The organism is Deferrisoma camini S3R1 (assembly GCF_000526155.1).
In the GTDB taxonomy this organism is placed as follows: Bacteria; Desulfobacterota; Deferrisomatia; order Deferrisomatales; family Deferrisomataceae; genus Deferrisoma; species Deferrisoma camini.
This window is the reverse complement of record NZ_JAFN01000001.1, coordinates 4,023,460-4,039,984: the sequence shown is the minus strand read 5'-3', so window position 1 is coordinate 4,039,984 and position 16,525 is coordinate 4,023,460. Positions and strand designations below refer to the sequence as shown.

At 69.9% G+C, this 16,525-nt stretch carries 12 protein-coding genes, 1 other RNA gene and 1 pseudogene; 1 reads left to right on the top strand and 13 read right to left on the bottom strand.

Features of this window, described 5'->3' with window-relative positions; translation table 11 throughout:
* The 10 genes and pseudogenes from lysS to DEFCA_RS22505 all read right to left on the bottom strand — a co-directional run bounded on the left by lysS (position 1) and on the right by DEFCA_RS22505 (position 9,747).
* A complete protein-coding gene (gene lysS / locus DEFCA_RS0117800; RefSeq protein WP_025324351.1) occupies positions 1-1,485 on the bottom strand; it encodes a lysine--tRNA ligase in 1,485 nt (494 codons plus the stop codon).
* Between the two features lie 544 nt (positions 1,486-2,029).
* Positions 2,030-3,589, bottom strand: a complete 1,560-nt coding sequence (gene rny / locus DEFCA_RS0117795) for a ribonuclease Y (RefSeq protein WP_025324350.1) — start codon at positions 3,587-3,589, stop codon at positions 2,030-2,032.
* 134 nt (positions 3,590-3,723) lie between these two features.
* A non-coding RNA gene (gene ssrS, locus DEFCA_RS21800) (6S RNA) lies at positions 3,724-3,908 on the bottom strand.
* 57 nt (positions 3,909-3,965) lie between these two features.
* Positions 3,966-4,214, bottom strand: a pseudogene (locus tag DEFCA_RS24600) (cell division protein ZapA); the annotation flags it as partial.
* Positions 4,211-4,465: a hypothetical protein gene (locus tag DEFCA_RS0117785; protein WP_025324348.1), complete on the bottom strand. Its 255-nt coding sequence runs from the start codon at positions 4,463-4,465 to the stop codon at positions 4,211-4,213. The gene DEFCA_RS0117785 and the pseudogene DEFCA_RS24600, both read right to left, overlap by 4 nt.
* Positions 4,466-4,492: 27 nt before the next feature.
* Positions 4,493-5,041 carry a response regulator gene (locus DEFCA_RS21090; RefSeq protein ID WP_051463288.1) on the bottom strand — a complete coding sequence of 183 codons (549 nt, stop codon included), beginning with the start codon at positions 5,039-5,041 and terminating at the stop codon, positions 4,493-4,495.
* A gap of 113 nt (positions 5,042-5,154) precedes the next feature.
* Positions 5,155-7,644, bottom strand: a complete 2,490-nt coding sequence (gene polA, locus DEFCA_RS0117775) for a DNA polymerase I (RefSeq protein WP_029734330.1) — start codon at positions 7,642-7,644, stop codon at positions 5,155-5,157.
* A gap of 2 nt (positions 7,645-7,646) precedes the next feature.
* Positions 7,647-8,075 carry a DUF2914 domain-containing protein gene (locus DEFCA_RS0117770; RefSeq protein WP_025324346.1) on the bottom strand — a complete coding sequence of 143 codons (429 nt, stop codon included), beginning with the start codon at positions 8,073-8,075 and terminating at the stop codon, positions 7,647-7,649.
* 369 nt (positions 8,076-8,444) lie between these two features.
* Positions 8,445-9,419 carry a porphobilinogen synthase gene (gene hemB / locus DEFCA_RS0117765; RefSeq protein ID WP_025324345.1) on the bottom strand — a complete coding sequence of 325 codons (975 nt, stop codon included), beginning with the start codon at positions 9,417-9,419 and terminating at the stop codon, positions 8,445-8,447.
* A 25-nt stretch (positions 9,420-9,444) separates the two neighbouring features.
* Positions 9,445-9,747: a ferredoxin family protein gene (locus DEFCA_RS22505; RefSeq protein WP_051463287.1), complete on the bottom strand. Its 303-nt coding sequence runs from the start codon at positions 9,745-9,747 to the stop codon at positions 9,445-9,447.
* A 586-nt stretch (positions 9,748-10,333) separates the two neighbouring features.
* On the opposite strand from DEFCA_RS22505, the gene DEFCA_RS0117755 reads away from it, so the two are divergent.
* Positions 10,334-11,371 (top strand): IS630 family transposase, encoded by a 1,038-nt coding sequence (locus tag DEFCA_RS0117755; RefSeq protein ID WP_025322004.1) that lies wholly within the window; start codon positions 10,334-10,336, stop codon positions 11,369-11,371.
* 337 nt (positions 11,372-11,708) lie between these two features.
* On the opposite strand, the gene DEFCA_RS0117750 is transcribed toward DEFCA_RS0117755, so the two are convergent.
* From DEFCA_RS0117750 to DEFCA_RS0117740, 3 genes are all read right to left on the bottom strand, one after another.
* Complete coding sequence (locus DEFCA_RS0117750; RefSeq protein WP_025324343.1) at positions 11,709-13,085, bottom strand: FAD-dependent oxidoreductase; 1,377 nt, start codon at positions 13,083-13,085, stop codon at positions 11,709-11,711.
* A 178-nt stretch (positions 13,086-13,263) separates the two neighbouring features.
* Complete coding sequence (gene hemG, locus DEFCA_RS0117745; RefSeq protein ID WP_025324342.1) at positions 13,264-14,667, bottom strand: protoporphyrinogen oxidase; 1,404 nt, start codon at positions 14,665-14,667, stop codon at positions 13,264-13,266.
* A gap of 678 nt (positions 14,668-15,345) precedes the next feature.
* Positions 15,346-16,248, bottom strand: a complete 903-nt coding sequence (locus DEFCA_RS0117740; RefSeq protein ID WP_025324341.1) for a pseudouridine-5'-phosphate glycosidase — start codon at positions 16,246-16,248, stop codon at positions 15,346-15,348.
* Positions 16,249-16,525 lie beyond the last annotated feature (277 nt).

Genomic DNA, 16,525 nt, shown 5'->3' with positions numbered 1-16,525 from the left:
TCAGGACTCCGGCCGCATGTGGGGGAACAGGATCACGTCGCGGATCGATGGGCTGTCGGTGAACAGCATCACCATCCGGTCGATGCCGATCCCCTCGCCCGCGGTGGGGGGCATGCCGTACTCCAGGGCCCGGACGAAGTCCTCGTCGATCCGGTGGGCCTCTTCGTCCCCCTGGGCCCTCTGGGCCGCCTGCTGTCGGAACCGCTCCAGCTGATCGATGGGGTCGTTCAACTCGCTGAAGGCGTTGGCGATCTCCCGGCGGGCGATGTAGAGCTCGAACCGGTCCACGTACCGGGGGTCCTGCTCGTTCCGGCGGGACAGGGGGGAGACCTCCACCGGGTACTGGGTGATGAACGTGGGCTGCACCAGGTGGGGCTCGGCCACCTCCTCGAACACCTCGGCCAGCACCTTGCCGTGGGGCACGCCGTCCACGTCCAGCCCCACCTTCCGGGCGTAGGCGGCCAGGGCCTCGGGATCGTCCACCTCGGCCTCGGTCAGGCCGGCGTGGCGCATCACGGCCTCCCGCACCGTCAGCCGCGGCCAGGGCGGCGTGAGGTCGATCTCCTCGCCCTGGTACACGAGGCGGGTCGATCCGTTGAGCACCTCGGCCACATGGACGAACAGCTCCTCGGTCAGGCCCATGAGGTCCTCGTAGGTGGCGTAGGCCTGGTAGAACTCCACCATGGTGAACTCGGGGTTGTGCTGGTTCGAGAGCCCCTCGTTGCGGAAGTTGCGGTTGATCTCGAACACCCGCTCGAACCCGCCCACCACGAGCCGCTTGAGGTAGAGCTCGGGGGCGACCCGCAGGTACAGGGTCATGTCCAAGGCGTTGTGGTGGGTGACGAAGGGCCGGGCCGTGGCGCCCCCGGGGATCGGCTGCATCATGGGGGTCTCCATCTCCACGAACCCCCGGGAGGTCAGGAACTCCCGCACCAACCGGATGATCCGGCTGCGGCGCAGGAACGTCTCGCGCACGTCGGGGTTCATGATCAGGTCCACGTACCGCTGCCGGTACCGGGTCTCCTTGTCCGTGAGCCCGTGCCACTTCTCGGGCAGGGGACGCAGGCTCTTGGCCAGCAGCCGCACCTCCCGGGCCTCCACGGTGAGCTCGCCGGTGCGGGTGCGGATGAGGGGCCCCGTGGCCCCCAGGAAGTCGCCCACGTCCAGCTTCCGGAACCAGGCGTAGGCATCGGGCCCCACCGCGTTCTTTTGGACCAGGACCTGGATCTGGCCCGACCGGTCCTGAAGCTTGACGAATGCGGCCTTCCCGAACGAGCGCAACGCCATGATCCGGCCGGCCACCCGAAAGGATCCGTCCATCTCCTGCAGGGCCTCGGCCGTCTTGTCGCCGTGGGCCCCGTGGATTTCGGCGGCGGTGTGGGAAGGCCGGAAGTCGTTGGGATAGGGGGGGATCCCGAGGCGCCGGAACTCCTCGAGCTTTTGGATCCGCTGGGCGATCAGGGGGTTCGTCTGTCGGTGGTCCATCCGACGGTTCCTTTCCGATGAGCAACGGTCGAGACTACCAAACCGGCGGTCAGGCAGGCACGCCACCCTCCCCGATCGGGGGCAAGGAACCTGCCCTCCGGAGAAACGGGCCTATTTTGTCGCCGGATCGATAATGAAGACAGCCCCGGGGGTCCGTCCGGCGGGGTGATCGGGATACATAACACGTTTCCCCCCCGTGCAAACACCCCCGGCCCCTTCCCAGGAACTTCAGTCGTCAGTCGTTGGTCGAGGGCCTTCGGCCCGCTGGGCGGCTAGGCAGCTAGGCAGCTAGGCGGCCGGGCGGCTCTCGAATCGCGCCGAAGCTCGGGGGCAGGGGGATCAGGGGTCAGAGGACAGATGTCAGTGGACGGGTCGTGGTCCCACGACGTCGTTTTGGCCACAGTGCCTTTGCCCTTTTTCTGGCATCTGTCCCCTGACTTCTGGCTCCTGAAACCCATGCCCCGCCGCCGGCAATGGCCCCGGACCCATAAAAGTTACCCTTCCCGTTGTGGGCCCCCCCGCAGGGGCCTGAGGGGGCCCCCTTTTACTTGGCGTAGTCCACCGCCCGGGTCTCCCGGATCACGGTCACCTTGATCTGGCCGGGGTACGAGAGCTGGGACTCCACCTTACGGGCCACGTCCCGGGCGAGGAGCGTGGCCCGATCGTCGTCCACCCGGTCGGAGTTCACGATGATCCGGATCTCCCGGCCGGCCTGGATGGCGTAGGACTTGGCCACGCCCTCGAACCCGTTGGCGATCCGTTCCAGATCCTCAAGGCGCTTGACGTAGGACTCGAGCATCTCCCTCCGGGCCCCGGGCCGGGCCGCGGACAGGGCGTCGGCGGCCTGCACCAGCACCGCGAGCACGGTCTCGGGCTTCACCTCGTCGTGGTGGGCGGCGATCGCGTGGACGATGTCGGACGCCTCGCCGTACTTGCGCGCAAGGTCGGCGCCGATGGCGGCGTGGGACCCTTCCACCTCGTGGTCCACGGCCTTGCCGATGTCGTGGAGCAGGCCGGCCCGCTTGGCCTTCTTGACGTTGATGCCCAGCTCGGCGGCCATGATGCCGCACAGGAACGCCACCTCCAGGGAGTGGGTCAGCACGTTCTGGGCGAACGACGACCGGAACTTCAGCCGGCCCAGCAGGTTGACCACCTCCCCGTGGATGCCGTGGACCCCCACGTCGAAGGTGGCCTGCTCGCCGGCCTCCCGGATCTCGCGCTCCACCTCCTTGGAGACCTTCTTGACCATCTCCTCGATCCGGGCCGGGTGGATCCGGCCGTCCGCGATCAACCGCTCCAGGGCGATCCGGGCCACCTCCCGGCGGACCGGGTTGTACCCCGACAGGAGCACCGTCTCCGGCGTGTCGTCCACGATCAGGTCCACGCCGGTGGCCGCCTCGATCGCCCGGATGTTGCGGCCCTCGCGGCCGATGATCCGGCCCTTCATCTCGTCGCTGGGCAACTGCACGGCGGTCACCGTGCGCTCGGCCACGTACTCGCCGGCGTAACGCTGGATCGCCAGGCTGATGATCTCCTTGGCCTTGTTGTCGGCGGTCTTCCGGGCCTCCTCCTCGATCTCCCGGATCTGCTTGGCCGCCTCGTGCCGCGCCTCGCTCAGCAGCGACGCCTTGAGTTCCTCCTTGGCCTCCTCGGCGCTCATGCCGGCCACCTTCTCCAGGTTCCGGAGCACCTCGGCCTGCCGCTGCTCCAGGTCCACGGCCGCCTTCTCCAGCTCCCGGCTGCGGGCCTCGACCTCGCCCTCCCGTTCCTCCAGCCGGGCCTCCCGGCGCTCGAGGGACTCTTCCTTCTTCTCGAGGTTGGCCTCCTTCTGCTGAAGCCGGCGCTCCAGGGCCACCACCTCGCCCTTGCGGCCCTCGATCTCCTGCTCCAGCCGGGCCTTCTCCGCGAGCACCTCCTCCTTCGCCCGGAGGACGACCTCCTTCTTCAGGATCTCCGCCTCTTTCCGGGCCTCCTCCAGCACGGCCTGGGCCTGGGCCTCGTGGGAGGCCTTTTCGCGTCTCCAGACCCTGCGGCCCAGGGCGTACCCCAACACCAAGGCCGCCACCGCGGCCACCGCGATCCAGACCACAACGGTCACCATCATGTCCACGGACGCTCCTCTCCTGATCGACGCACGGTCCCAAGCCGGACCGGCGGGGGGGGTGTGGAAGGCGGTTCGGCGGGAAGTTCCCCAGGAGCGGGGACGGAGAGGAACGCTTGCGGGAAGGCGAGGAGAACAAGTCCCCCGCTCGTGCCGTGTTCCTTAAGGTTCGGTTGAACCTCGGATGGAAAGGTGGGCGCCCTGTGGCCGCTTCGTCGGTTCCCCGCGAAGGGGAGCACGGTCCACGGCCAGGGAAGGCTCCCGTCTACCGTTGCGTTGGCTCAACAGCTTCCATTCGGAATCACGAACACAGCAGGGGAACCACCTCTTCTTCGGCATCCGGGCGCGCTTCGGGCACCCGGCTGTCGATGCGCCTCACCAGTTCGGCACACCGACTCTCGACGCACTCCAGGAGTCTGCGCTGGTTCTCCTGTTCGTCCAAAAGGTCGCTGGCCAACTCCAGGGCGGCCAGCACGGCGATCTGCACCGTGGCCACCGAACGGGTCTGGGCCGCAACCTCGCGCATCCGCGCGTCCACCAACCGAGCCACCCGCTGGACGTGCTCCTCGGCCGCCTGGCTCCGAAGCCCATAGGTCTGGCCGAAGATCTCGACCCGGTAGGCGTTCACACGGTCACTCCGGGCTCGGGCGCCTCCATGGCCTCGAGGCGCTCGATCGTCTCAATCATGCGGGCCAACCGTGATCGGATGAGATCCCGCTCCTGCCGTAAACCGTCCACCTCGCGTTCCAGGGTGCGCAACCGCTCGTCCTTCTCCGCCAGGCTGCGCTCCAGGACGGACTTCTCCTCCTTCAGCCGAACGAACAGCTCCGCGAGCCGCTCCAGTCGCTGCTCCAAAAGGCCCAGTTGTTCCAGTTGCATGGCATCCTCCGAGCCTTGGGGGCCATGCTACCCACGGCCCCCGGGCAAGTCAAGCGGGAAACCCCGGCGCACCGCCGCGAGAACCTGTGAGAGCCGCTCCCCCAGGATCTGCTGGGTGCCCGGCCCCTTGTTCACGTAGAAGGCCGGAGCCAGGCTCTCCAGCAGCGGTTTAAGGCCGGCGTCGAGCCGGCGGGACGAGAAGAACACCACCGGCGCGGGCTCGGCGCCGAACGCCCGCTCCACGGCCCGGATCGCCACGGCCGCCAGGAGCCCGTTGAGCCGGGGCATCAGCAGGTCCAGGATGAACAGGTCGGGCGGCCGCCGCTCCCGGTAGGCCGTCACCGTGCGCTCCACGGCCTCTGCCCCGTCCACCGCCACCGTGACCCGACGGGCCAGGCTCTCGGAGCACAGGAAGTCCTTCATGGCCTCGCGGAAGAACCGGGCGTCGTCCGCCACCAGGACCCGCCGGAACCCCGCCGACGCCCCCGACGACCGGCGCCGCGGCTCCAGCGGCAGGCCGCATCGGACGCACCGGACCTCAGTGACCCCACCCAGGTCCACCGTGTATGCCTCCACCCGTTCACCACACGCTGCGCAGTGTCCCGTTGCCCCCATGATGAAACGCGCCTCGCTTCGGTTGCGGCCCGCGCCAGAGGCCAGATGACGGTTGAGGGTAAAGAGGGGGGGGGTCAGCTGTGGGCCTCGTACCAGTTGGGTCCCGCCCCCACGTCCACCACCAGGGGCACGTCGAACCGGGCCGCCCCCTCCATGGCCTGCCGGACCCGATCCGCACACCGCCGGGCCTCGGCTTCGGGCACCTCGAGCACCAGCTCGTCGTGCACCTGGAGCACCAGCGCCCCGCGGGTGTCCGGCTCGTCGAGCTCCCGGCGCACCCGGATCATCGCCGTCTTGATCAGGTCGGCGGCGGTCCCCTGGATCGGGGTGTTCACGGCGAGCCGCTCGCCGAACTCCCGCTGGGCCCGGTTGCGGGACCGCAGCTCCGGGATCGGGCGACGCCGGCCGAACAGGGTCTCGGCGTACCCGGTACGCCGGGCCCGTTCCACCAACTCGGACAGGAACGTGCGCACACCGGCGAACTGACGGAAATAAGCGTCGATCAGGTTCCGGGCCGTCTCGTGGGTCACCCCGAGCTGCCTTGCCAGGCCGAAGGGGCTCATGCCGTAGAGGATGCCGAAGTTCACGGTCTTGGCCTCCCGCCGCATCCGGGAGTCGACCCGGTCGGCCGGCACCCCGAAAATGCGGCTGGCGGTCTCGGTGTGCACGTCGCGGCCCGCGCGGAACACCTCGATCAACTCCGGGTCCCGGGACATGTGGGCCAGGATGCGCAGCTCCACCTGGGAGTAGTCGGCGCTCACCAGCACGCACCCCGCGTCGGCCACGAACGCCTCCCGGATCCGACGGCCCTCCTCCCCCCGCACCGGCACGTTCTGCAGGTTGGGGTTGGACGAGCTCAGGCGGCCCGTGGCGGTCACGGTCTGGTGGAAGGTGGTGTGGATGCGGCCGGTCCGAGGATCCACCAGTTTGGGCAGGGCGTCCAGGAAGCCGGTCTTCAGCTTGGCCAGGCTCCGATGCTCCAGGAGCAGCGCCGGCAGGGGATGGAGCCCGGCCAGCTCCTCGAGGACCGAGGCGTCCGTGGAGAACCCGGTCGCCGTTCGTTTGACCACCGGGAGCTTGAGCTTCTCGAACAGGATCCGGGACAGCTGTTTGGGGCTGTTCGGGTTGAACCGCTCGCCGGCCGCCTGGAAGATCCGCTCGGACAGCTCCTCCAGCCGCCGGGCGTACTCCCGGCTGAGGCCCTCCAACACCCCCACGTCGACCCGGATCCCCCGGACCTCCATGTCGGCCAGGATGGGGATCAGGGGGTTCTCGATCTCCTCGTACAGCCGACGCAGCCCCTCCCTCTCCAGCTCGTCCAGGAGCGCCGCGGCCAGGGCCCGGGCCGTGCGGGCCCGCCCGCCGGGACCCGCCTCCACCCCGAGCCCCCGGCTCCGCACCAGGTCCTCGAACCCGTACGACCGTCGGCCGGGCAGGAGCAGGTAGGCGGCCACCTGCGTGTCCACCGCGATCCCCTCGACGGCGGCGCCCCGGAGCGCGAACTCCCGGCGGGCGTCCTTGAGGCCGTGGCCCACAACGGGCACCGAGGGGTCGGCGAGCCGGGCGAGCCAGCCGGGGGCCAGATCGTCCACGCAGGCACGCACCCCCTCGCGGCCGTCGGCCACCTCCCACGCGCCGTCCTCCGCCGCCACCAGGCCGACCCACTCGGCCGGGGTGTCGACCGAGGCCGCCGACGTTCCCCCCTCGGGGGGGACGTCGGCCACCCCCAGCTCCTCGAGCAGCCGGTGGAACTCCAGCTCCCGCAGCAACCGGGCCAGCTCGGCCCGGTCGGGCTCGCCGGGCCGGAGGGCCTCCGGATCCACCGGCAGGTCCAGGCCGGTGTCGATGGTGACCAGGGGGCGGTTCGCCAGCACCACGTCCCGGTGGGCCCGCAGGGCCTCACCCCGTTTGCCCGGCACCTCGTCCGCCCGCCGCATCAGCTCGTCCAGAGACCCGAACCGCTCCAGCAGCTTGGCCGCGGTCTTCACCCCGATGCCCGGCACCCCGGGCAGGTTGTCCACCGCGTCCCCCGTGAGGCTCAGGAGGTCCACGATCCGCTCGGGCCCCACCCCGAAGCGCTTCCGCACCGCGTCGGGGTCGGTGACCCGGTCGTGCATCGTGTCGAGCAGACGGATCCGGTCGGACACCAGCTGGCAGAAGTCTTTGTCGCCCGTGACGATCCAGACCTCGTGCCCGTTCTCGGCCAGGCGACGGGCCAGGGTCCCCAGCACGTCGTCCGCCTCCACCCCCTCCACCTGCAGCACCGGGATCCCCATGGCCCGCAGCGTCTCCAGGGCGTAGGGGATCTGGGGCTTCAGGTCCTCGGGGGTCTCCTCGCGGTTGGCCTTGTAGGCGGCGAACGCTTCGTGCCGCTGGGTGGGCCCAGGCGCGTCGAACACCACGGCCAGGCCGTCGGGCCGGTGCTCGCGCAGCACCTTGAGCACCATGGTCAGCAGCCCGTACACGGCCTGGGTGGGCATGCCCCGGGACGTGCGCAGGCCCTGGATGGCGTGGTAGGCCCGATAGAGGAGGTTGGTGCCGTCCACCAGGTGGAATCGGGCCATGGTCACTCGATCCGCATCCGGGCCTCGTGGAGCACCGCGCCGTCCACGGTGCGCACCTCCACGATCCAGTCTCCCTTCCACTCGGGCAGGATCCGCTTCGTGCTCCAGGTGCGCCACGATGGGCCTTCCACGTCCAACGGCACGATGGCCATCTCGCGGCCGTCGTAGATCCAAACGTGGAGGATCTGCTGGCTCCCCTCGGCCCCCAGGATCTGGGTGAAGAAGGTGACCTCCCCCACGTCGGCGGGAAACGTGTCGGCCACGCCCACCGGCTCCCGGGCCTCCACGGACCGGCAGAACGCGCTCCGTCCCACGGACAGGCCGGCCCAGGCCGGCGACGAGAGGGCCAGCAGCACCGCCGCCGCCCCTGCCAGGGGCAGGCCGAGGCTCGGGAACCACCGGCCGCCGCGCAACGGTACGAGTCGGGTCATGAGGGCTACCTCCGGCTTGTGGGGCAACGTGTCATACCAATCCCAACGAAAGTACTGCCAGACCCGTGCCCCCTAGTGCGGGGTGGGGGTCTGGTGGAGCGCCGGGCGCGGCCCCTTAGCTCGCCGCGCCCTCCGAACGTCCGGATCGCCGCCGGATCCCAAGGTTTCCGCTATCGTGGCATGGATCGACGCGCAAGCGGCGGCATGAGAAGGCGCGGCGATCGGATGCCGCACTCGCGCCCGGCCGGAACCAGGCCCCCACCCCGAACCCTGGCAATACGTTTGCAGGTATTAGTACCAAGTTGCATTCAAAGCTGTTGGACCCCTGCCCCCCGAGGGCTCCCGGTTTGAACGCAACTCGGTATCGGCTCAGTCCTGGAGCAGGCGGGCCGCGTCGAGGGCGAAGTAGGTCAGGATCAGGTCGGCCCCGGCCCGCTTGATGCTCAGCAGGCTCTCCATCATCAGCCCGGCCCCGTCCCCCCACCCCAGCCGCTCCATGGCCTTCACCATGGCGTACTCCCCGCTCACGTTGTAGGCCGCGGTGGGGTAGCCGAAGGTGTCCTTGACCCTGCGGATCACGTCCAGGTAGGGCAACGCGGGCTTCACCATGACGATGTCCGCGCCCTCGCGGATGTCCAGATCCACCTCACGAAGCGCCTCCTCGGCGTTGGCCGGGTCCATCTGGTAGGACCTGCGGTCGCCGAACTTGGGGGGAGACTCGGCCGCGTCGCGAAACGGGCCGTAGAACGTGCTCGCGAACTTGGCCGCGTAGGCCATGACCGGGATCTGTCCGAACCCCTCGGCGTCCAGGGCCGAGCGGATCGCCCCCACCCGGCCGTCCATCATGTCGGACGGCGCCACCATGTCGGCGCCGGCGCGCACGTGGCTCAGGGCCTCCCGCACCAGCAGCTCCAGGGTCTCGTCGTTGGCCACGTCGCCGTCCCGGATCACGCCGCAGTGGCCGTGGTCGGTGTACTCGCACAGGCACACGTCGGTGATCACGCACAGGTCGGGGACGGCGTCCTTGACGGCCCGCACGGCCCGCTGCACGATGCCGTTGTCGTCGTAGGCCCCGGAGCCCACGGGGTCCTTGTGGTCGGGGATGCCGAACAGGATCACGGCGGGCACTCCCAGGTCCCATGCGGTGCGGGCCTCCTTGACCGCCTCGTCCACGGAGAGCTGGAACTGGCCCGGCATGGAGGCGATGGGGTTGCGCACCCCCGAGCCTTCGCGCACGAACAGGGGGTAGATGAAGTCGTCGGGTGTGAGCGCCGTCTCCCGCACCATCCTCCGGAGGGTTTCGTTGCGCCGCAGTCTCCGAAGCCGAAGCCGGGGGAACTCCATGTCTCGCCTCCTTCCGGTCCCAGGGTCATCCGTAGCGGTAACAGATCCCCATGCCCCCCATGGGGTAGCGCCAGGAAATGTTCGCGTGGGGGCACACGAGCCGGCACGCGCCGCACTCGAGGCAGTTCTCGAAGCCGATGATCACCCGGCCGGCCTCGTCGCTCCACCGGTAGGTACCGGCCGGGCACACCCGGGTGCACTCGCGGCCTTCGCACGTCCCGCACGTCTGGGACTCCACCAGATCCAGATGCGAGCACCGGTCGGGCCGCACCTCGTTGGCGGCCAACCGCTCCTCCACGGTCAACGTGCGCTTGGGCTGGGTCGACACGGGGTTCTCTCCATGCAACTTCGGTCGTTGGTCTACGGTCAACGGTCGTCGGTCTGGGCCTTCGGCCCGTTGGGCGGCTAGGCTGCTGGGCGGCCGGGCGGCTCTGGAACCCCGACGCCAAGGCTTCGGGGGGCATGGGGTCTGCTGGAGAGCCGCGTGCGGCTCCTTAGCTCGCCGCGCAGCGCCTCCAACGTTCATACCATGAGTTCGTTCGTGCCCGCCGAACGGTCACGAAACCACCGCCCGTGCCCCGTGCCTGCGCGGCGAATCTCAATGTCCGGCTTCGCGCGCGGCCGGAAGCAGGCCCCATGCCCCGCCGCTGGCAATGGGCCCGGACCACCAAACGTTCCCCTCCCCGTTGCCGGGCCTCGCACAAGGCCTGATGGGGTTTCCCAGTAACTTCGGTCGTTGGTCTACGGTCAACGGTCGTCGGTCTGGGCCTTCGGCCCGCTGGCCTGCTAGGCGGCCGGGCGGCTCTGGAACCCCGACACCAAGGCTTCGGGGGGCATGGGGTCTGCTGGAGAGCCGCGTGCGGCTCCTTATTAACCCGGTGGCTAAATAGGCGCGATTATGGTACACTGTCGTCATGGACAAAGTCGATGCTCGCAGCATCAGCCGAGAGGCCCAGCAGACCTTACGCCGCCAGGCGATCCGCTTGCGAAAGGCCGGTCGGACCTTCGCAGAGATTGCCGAGATCGTCGGCGTTCATCCTTCCACGGTGCGCAAGTGGTGGAAGATCTATGAACGCGACGGTACCCAAGGAATCCGCCTCAAGAAACGGGGGCGGAAGCCCGGGCAAAAACGAACGTTGAGCCGCGAACTGGAACAGGAACTCCGGCGGCTCATCACCGACAAAACCCCCGAGCAGCTCAAGATGCCCTTTGCCCTGTGGACGCGTCGAAACATCCAGGAGCTGATCCGGCGCCGATGGGGTATCGAGATGCCGGTGCGCACGATCGGGGACTACCTGAAGCGCTGGGGATTCACGCCGCAAAAGCCGTTGCGGCGGGCCTATGAGCAAAACCCTCAGGCGGTCCAGAAGTGGCTGGATGAGGACTACCCCGCCATTGTCGCCCGTGCGAAGCGAGAAAACGCAGAGATTCATTGGGGCGACGAAACGGGACTTCGTTCGGACAGCCAACATGGACGCTCCTACGCGCCTCGGGGAAAAACGCCGGTGGTTCGGCTCAACGCCAAACGTGAATCCATCAGCCTGATCTCCAGCATCACCAACCAGGGCAAGGTTCGGTTCATGACCTACCGGGGCGCGATGAACAGTCGGACGTTGATCCGGTTCCTCCGGAGACTGATCAAGGACGCGGACCGGAAGGTGTTTCTCATCTTGGACAATCTCCGAGTGCACCACAGTAAGCCGGTGAAGGCCTGGCTGGAGAAGCACCGGGAGGAGATCGAGGTGTTCTACCTGCCTTCGTACTCGCCAGAGCTGAATCCGGACGAGTATCTGAACTGCGACCTCAAGGCCGGTGTGCACTCGGGACCGCCGGCACGCACGGGAGAGCAACTCCGGGCGAAGGCGATCTCCCACTTGCGCAAGCTCCAGAAGTTGCCCGACCGCGTGCGCTCGTACTTCCGTCACCCGAAGATTCGATACGCAGCCGCCTAGCGCGCCTATTTAATCGCCGGGTTAATAGCTCGCCGCGCAGCGCCTCCACCGTTCATACCATGAGTTCGTGCCCGCCGAACGGTCACGAAACCACCGCCCGTGCCCCGCGCCTGCGCGGCGAACCTCAATGTCCGGCTTCGCGCGCGGCCGGAAGCAGGCCCCATGCCCCGCCGCTGGCAATGGGCCCGGACCACCAAACGTTCCCCTCCCCGTTGCCGGACCTCGCACAAGGCCTGATGGGGTTTCCCAGTAACTTCGGTCGTCGGTCTACGGTCAACGGTCGTCGGTCTGGGCCTTCGGCCCGCTAGGCGGCTGGAGCTTCGGGCGCGGGAGCCCCCTACCAGTTCCGGGCCAGGTACTCCAGGAGCTTGTCGGTCTTGCCATAGCCCAGGATCCGCAGGGCGTTTCGCATCTGGAACGCCGTGGCGGCGAAGGGCCAGATCCCGACGCGCCGCTGGAACAGGTCCCACACCTCGGCCCCCCGCTCGCTGCGCGGGGTCCCCCCCACCCGGAACCATGCCTCGGCCATCTCGGCCGCCGCGGCCGGCCACCGGGAGAGCACGTGGGGGTTCTGCTCCAGGAACCCGGGCCAGGCCCGGTGGTGGACCATGTCCTTCAGCACGAAGCTGTCCTCGAGCCGGCGACGGTACTGGGCCAGAAGGGCCGACGAGAAGTCCCCGGCCCGGTGGGCGGCCACCGCGGTCTGGCCGGCCATCCGGCCGGAGGCCATGGCATAGTTGGCCCCCTCGTGGCTCGGCCCGGTGCTCACCAGCCCGGCCGCGTCCCCCGCCAGGAGCACCCCGTCCCGGAAGAGGAGCGGCAGCCGGTCGTACCCGGTCTCCGGGATCAGGTGGGCCCCGTACTCCAGAACCTCGCCCCCCTTCAACAGGGGCGCCACCGCCGGATGGGCCTTGAACCGGTCCAGCAGATCCAAGGGCATGAGGCCCGAGGCCGCCAGGTCCGAGGCGTACACCACCACCCCCACCGACAGGGTGTCGCGGTTCGTGTACACGAACCCCGCGCCCCGCAGCCCGGCCGTGGCCTCACCCACGTACTCCCAGGCCACCCCTTGCTCCCCCTCCAGTCCGAACCGCTCCTCGATCGTCTCCCGCGGCAGGGCCAGGGTCTCCTTGACCCCAAGGGCCATGTGACGGGGCGACGGCCGGGGCCGAAGGCCCTCGGCCTCGGCCAGCATACCGTTGGCCCCCTCGGCCAGGATCACCAGGGGGGCCCGAAGCTCTCCGCCCGAGGGGTCCTCGCCCTCCGGCATCCGGACGGCCACCCCCTGGGCGCGGCCCTCCCCGTCCTTGAGCACCCGGTCCACCACCACCCCGGCCAGCAGCTCCACGCCCTCGGCCTCGGCCACCCCTGCGAACCACCGGTCGAACCGGGCCCGGAGCACCGTGTAGGAGTGGTTGTGGGGCGGCCGGTCCCAGCGGTGGTTCCGGAACCCCAGGCTCATCTCGGCCTCGGCGCTGAGGAGCGACATCCCCCGGCGGACCACGTGCCGCTCCAGGGGGGCGCCCCGGTCCCGGAAGTCGGGAATCAGCTCGGCCAGTACGTGGGTGTAGAGGACCCCGCCCATCAGGTTCTTGGCGCCGGGGTAGGCGCCCCGCTCCAGCAGGGCCACCCGCAACCCCCCCCGGGCCGCCTCCAGGGCCGCGCTCACCCCTGCGGGGCCGGCCCCCACCACGATCACGTCGAAATCGGTCATGTCATTTTCCGGCAACTTCGGTCGTTGGTCGTCAGTCGTTGGTCGTCGGTCGGGGGCCTTCGGCCCGCTGGGCGACTAGGCGGCCGGGCGGCTCTCGAATCGCGCCAAATCTCGGGGGCATGGGGTCTGCCGGAGGGCCGGGTGCGGCCCCGCCGGGCCTGCCGAAGCGTTGGGCCCATCAGGGCGCGCCGGCCAGCCAGGCCACCACCTGGGGCCCCAGCTCCTGGGCCCGGGCCGTGCAGTCGTTCACCCCGATCCCGTAGAACGCGTTGCCGGCCAGGAACACCCCGCCCAAGCTCGCGACCCGTTCCTCGATCTCCTGCAGCCGGTCCCCGTGCCCCACCACGTACTGGGGGATGGCCTTGTCCCACCGGCGGATCCACACGAACTCGGGCTCGGCCTCGATTCCCAGGGTGATGCGGAGCTCCTCCCGCACCACTGCGACGAGCCCGGCATCGTCCAAGCCCACCAGCTCCGGGTTTCGCGCGCCGCCGACGATCTGGGTCAGCAGCACCCGCCCGTCCGGCGAACGCCGGGCGAAGATCGAGGAGCTCCACAGCGACCCCAAGATCCGGCGGCCCTCGGACTTGGGCACCAGGAACCCGAACCCGTCGAGCGGATGGGGCACCCCCTCCCGGGGGTAGCCGGTGCACACCACCGCGGCCGGCACGTAGGGAACGGCGTGGAGCAGGTCGGCCAGCCGGTCGTCCAGGGGACCCAGCAGCCGGGCCCCGTCGTACGCCGGCACGGCCAGCACCACGGCGTCCGCCTCCACGGCCTCTCCGTCGGAGGTGCGCACGACCCACGCCCTGCCGACGCGCTCCATCCCTTCGGCCGCCACCCCCGTGCGCACCCGTTCCCGCCCCACCCCGTCGGCCAGGGATGCCACCAGCTCCTCCAGCCCCTCGGGGTAGCTCCACAGCACCCCGCCCGGCCCCGCCGACTGGGGACCCTGGGCCCCGGCCGCGGCCGCCATCTTCCGCATCTCGAGCATGCCCCGGAGCAGCCCCCCGAACCGCTGCTCCAGCTGATGCACCTTGGGGAAAGAGCTGCGCAGGCTCATCGTCTCGGGGTCCCCCGCGTAGATGCCGGCGGCCATGGGATCGATCAGGCGGTCCAGGGCCTCCTCCCCCAGCCTGCGCCGCACGAACGCGGCCACGCTCTCGTCCTCGTCCGGGTCGCCCTGGGGCAGGAGAAACTCGGCGGCCAGACGGAGCTTCCCCCGGATGCTGAGGATGTCCGAGGCCAGAAAGCTCACGGGATCCTCCGGCAGCTGACGCAGCCGGCCGCCGGCGAACACGAACCGCTTGCGGGCCTCGTCCCGGGACCGCAGCAGCCGCTCTCCCAGCCCCAGCGCCCGGGACAGGACGATGGTGCTCGGCTTGTTGTCCAGAAACCCGTTGGGGCCGGCCTCGCACAGGTACCCGCCCTTGCGGGAGGATCGGATCTTGCCCCCGGCCTGGGGCTCCCGCTCCAGCACGGTGAGGGCCACCCCGACCCCGGCCTCCCGGGCGCTCTGGGCCACCCACCAGGCCGCGGACAGCCCCGAAAGCCCCCCTCCCACCACCACGACTCGCTTCATCTCGACCCTTTCGTCCGGGCACGGCCGTAGCCGTGGCTTCCATGTAACTTCGGTCGTCGGTCTACGGTCGTCGGTCTGGGCCTTCGGCCCGCTGGGCGGCTCTGGAACCCCGACGCCAAGGCTTCGGGGGGCATGGGGTCTGCTGGAGAGCCGCGTGCGGCTCCTTAGCTCGCCGCGCAGCGCCTCCAACGTTCATACCATGAGTTCGTTCGTGCCCGCCGAACGGTCACGAAACCACCGCCCGTGCCCCGTGCCTGCGCGGCGAACCTCAATGTCCGGCTTCGCGCGCGGCCGGAAGCAGGCCCCATGCCCCGCCGCTGGCAATGGGCCCGGACCACCAAACGTTCCCCTCCCCGTTGCCGGGCCTCGCACAACGCCTGATGGGGTTTCCCAGCAACTTCGGTCGTCGGTCTACGGTCTACGGTCGTCGGTCTGGGCCTTCGGCCCGCTAGGATGCTAGAACGCTGGGAGGCTAGGAGGCTGAAAACCTCACTATTTTCCCTGTGCCCCAAACATGGCCACGCCTCCTTGGCGCCACCCACGGGCCCGGAGGACGGGGGCCTGTTGGAGCGCCGGGCGTGGCTCCTACAGTCGCTGCATTCGGTGCTCAGCCGATGCTCGCCTCCCCCAGCACCCCGAAAACGGAAGACTGACGATACGGCGGGGCCTCGCCGCCGGTCAAGGCTCGGCGCCCCGCTCCAAACATCGGGCCACCCCGGCCGCCAGGCGCGCATTGGCCACGAGGAGGGCCCGGTTCGCCCGCAAGGTTTTCCCCCGGGTCGCCTCGGCCAGCCGGGCCAGAAGCGCCGGTGTCACCTCCGCGCCCCGGGTATCCCCGGGAACGCGCTCGGCCAGGGCGGCCTCGAGCTCCTCCCGGTCCACGGCCGCGTCGGCCGGGGGAGGCTGCACCAGGAGCACCGCACCGGACAGCCCCAGCGCGTCCCGGGCCGCCACCACCTCGGCCGCGGCCCGGGGGTCCTCCACACGATGGGGGACCGGGAATCCGGCGTCTTCACACACGAAGGCCGGAAACCGGTCGGTCCGGTACCCCACCACGGTCACCCCCACCGTCTCCAGGGCTTCCCGGGTGGCATCCAGATCGAGCACCACCTTGGCCCCGGAGCACACCACGCACACCGGATATCGGGCCAAGGCCGCCAGGTCCCCCGACACGTCGAGGCGTCGGGCCCAGCCCCGGTGCACCCCGCCGATGCCGCCGGTGGCAAACACCCGCACGCCGGCGCGAAAGGCGGCCCAGCATGTGGCGGCCACCGTGGTCCCGGCCCAACCGCCCCGGGCGGCCACGGGCGCCAGGTCGGACAGCCCCGCCTTGACCACGTCCGGCCGGGTACCCAGGGCCTCCCACTCGCCCGGCGCCAGCCCCACCCGCACGACGCCGGCCGTCACCCCCACCGGGGCGGCCACGGCCCCCTGGGCCTCCACGGCCCGAACCATCTCTGCGTATACCTCCCGATTCAGGGGCCGCGGCAGCCCGTGGGTCAGGACCGCGCTCTCCAGGGCCACCACCGGCGCACCGGCCTCCAGGGCCTCACGAGTGCTCCGGGCTACGTCGAACCTCACGCCTCGTCCTTCCATGTAACTTCGTAACTTCGGTCGTCGGTCTACGGTCAACGGTCTCCGGTCTGGGGCTTTCGGCCCGCTAAGCGGCTAGGCAGCTAGGCGGCCGGGCGGCTCTCGAACCGCGGGCCCCATGCCCCCGCCGCCGTCCGGGAAATCGTAACGGTAAAGGTTCCTTCACCCGCCGCCGAAAAGCCTTTTGTTCGCGTCTGGGGCGCGGTTGAACCCTGCCGGAGCCCGGTGCTAGTCTTCCGCCAGACCGCCCCCCCATCCGGCGAAG

Coding starts and splice junctions, on each gene's coding strand:
- lysS (WP_025324351.1), bottom strand. CDS start 1,485: ATGGACCACCGACAGACGAACCCCCTGATCGCCCAGCGGATCCAAAAG.
- DEFCA_RS0117755 (WP_025322004.1), top strand. CDS start 10,334: ATGGACAAAGTCGATGCTCGCAGCATCAGCCGAGAGGCCCAGCAGACC.
- rny (WP_025324350.1), bottom strand. CDS start 3,589: ATGATGGTGACCGTTGTGGTCTGGATCGCGGTGGCCGCGGTGGCGGCC.
- DEFCA_RS0117785 (WP_025324348.1), bottom strand. CDS start 4,465: ATGCAACTGGAACAACTGGGCCTTTTGGAGCAGCGACTGGAGCGGCTC.
- DEFCA_RS0117770 (WP_025324346.1), bottom strand. CDS start 8,075: ATGACCCGACTCGTACCGTTGCGCGGCGGCCGGTGGTTCCCGAGCCTC.
- hemB (WP_025324345.1), bottom strand. CDS start 9,419: ATGGAGTTCCCCCGGCTTCGGCTTCGGAGACTGCGGCGCAACGAAACC.
- polA (WP_029734330.1), bottom strand. CDS start 7,644: ATGGCCCGATTCCACCTGGTGGACGGCACCAACCTCCTCTATCGGGCC.
- hemG (WP_025324342.1), bottom strand. CDS start 14,667: ATGAAGCGAGTCGTGGTGGTGGGAGGGGGGCTTTCGGGGCTGTCCGCG.
- DEFCA_RS0117750 (WP_025324343.1), bottom strand. CDS start 13,085: ATGACCGATTTCGACGTGATCGTGGTGGGGGCCGGCCCCGCAGGGGTG.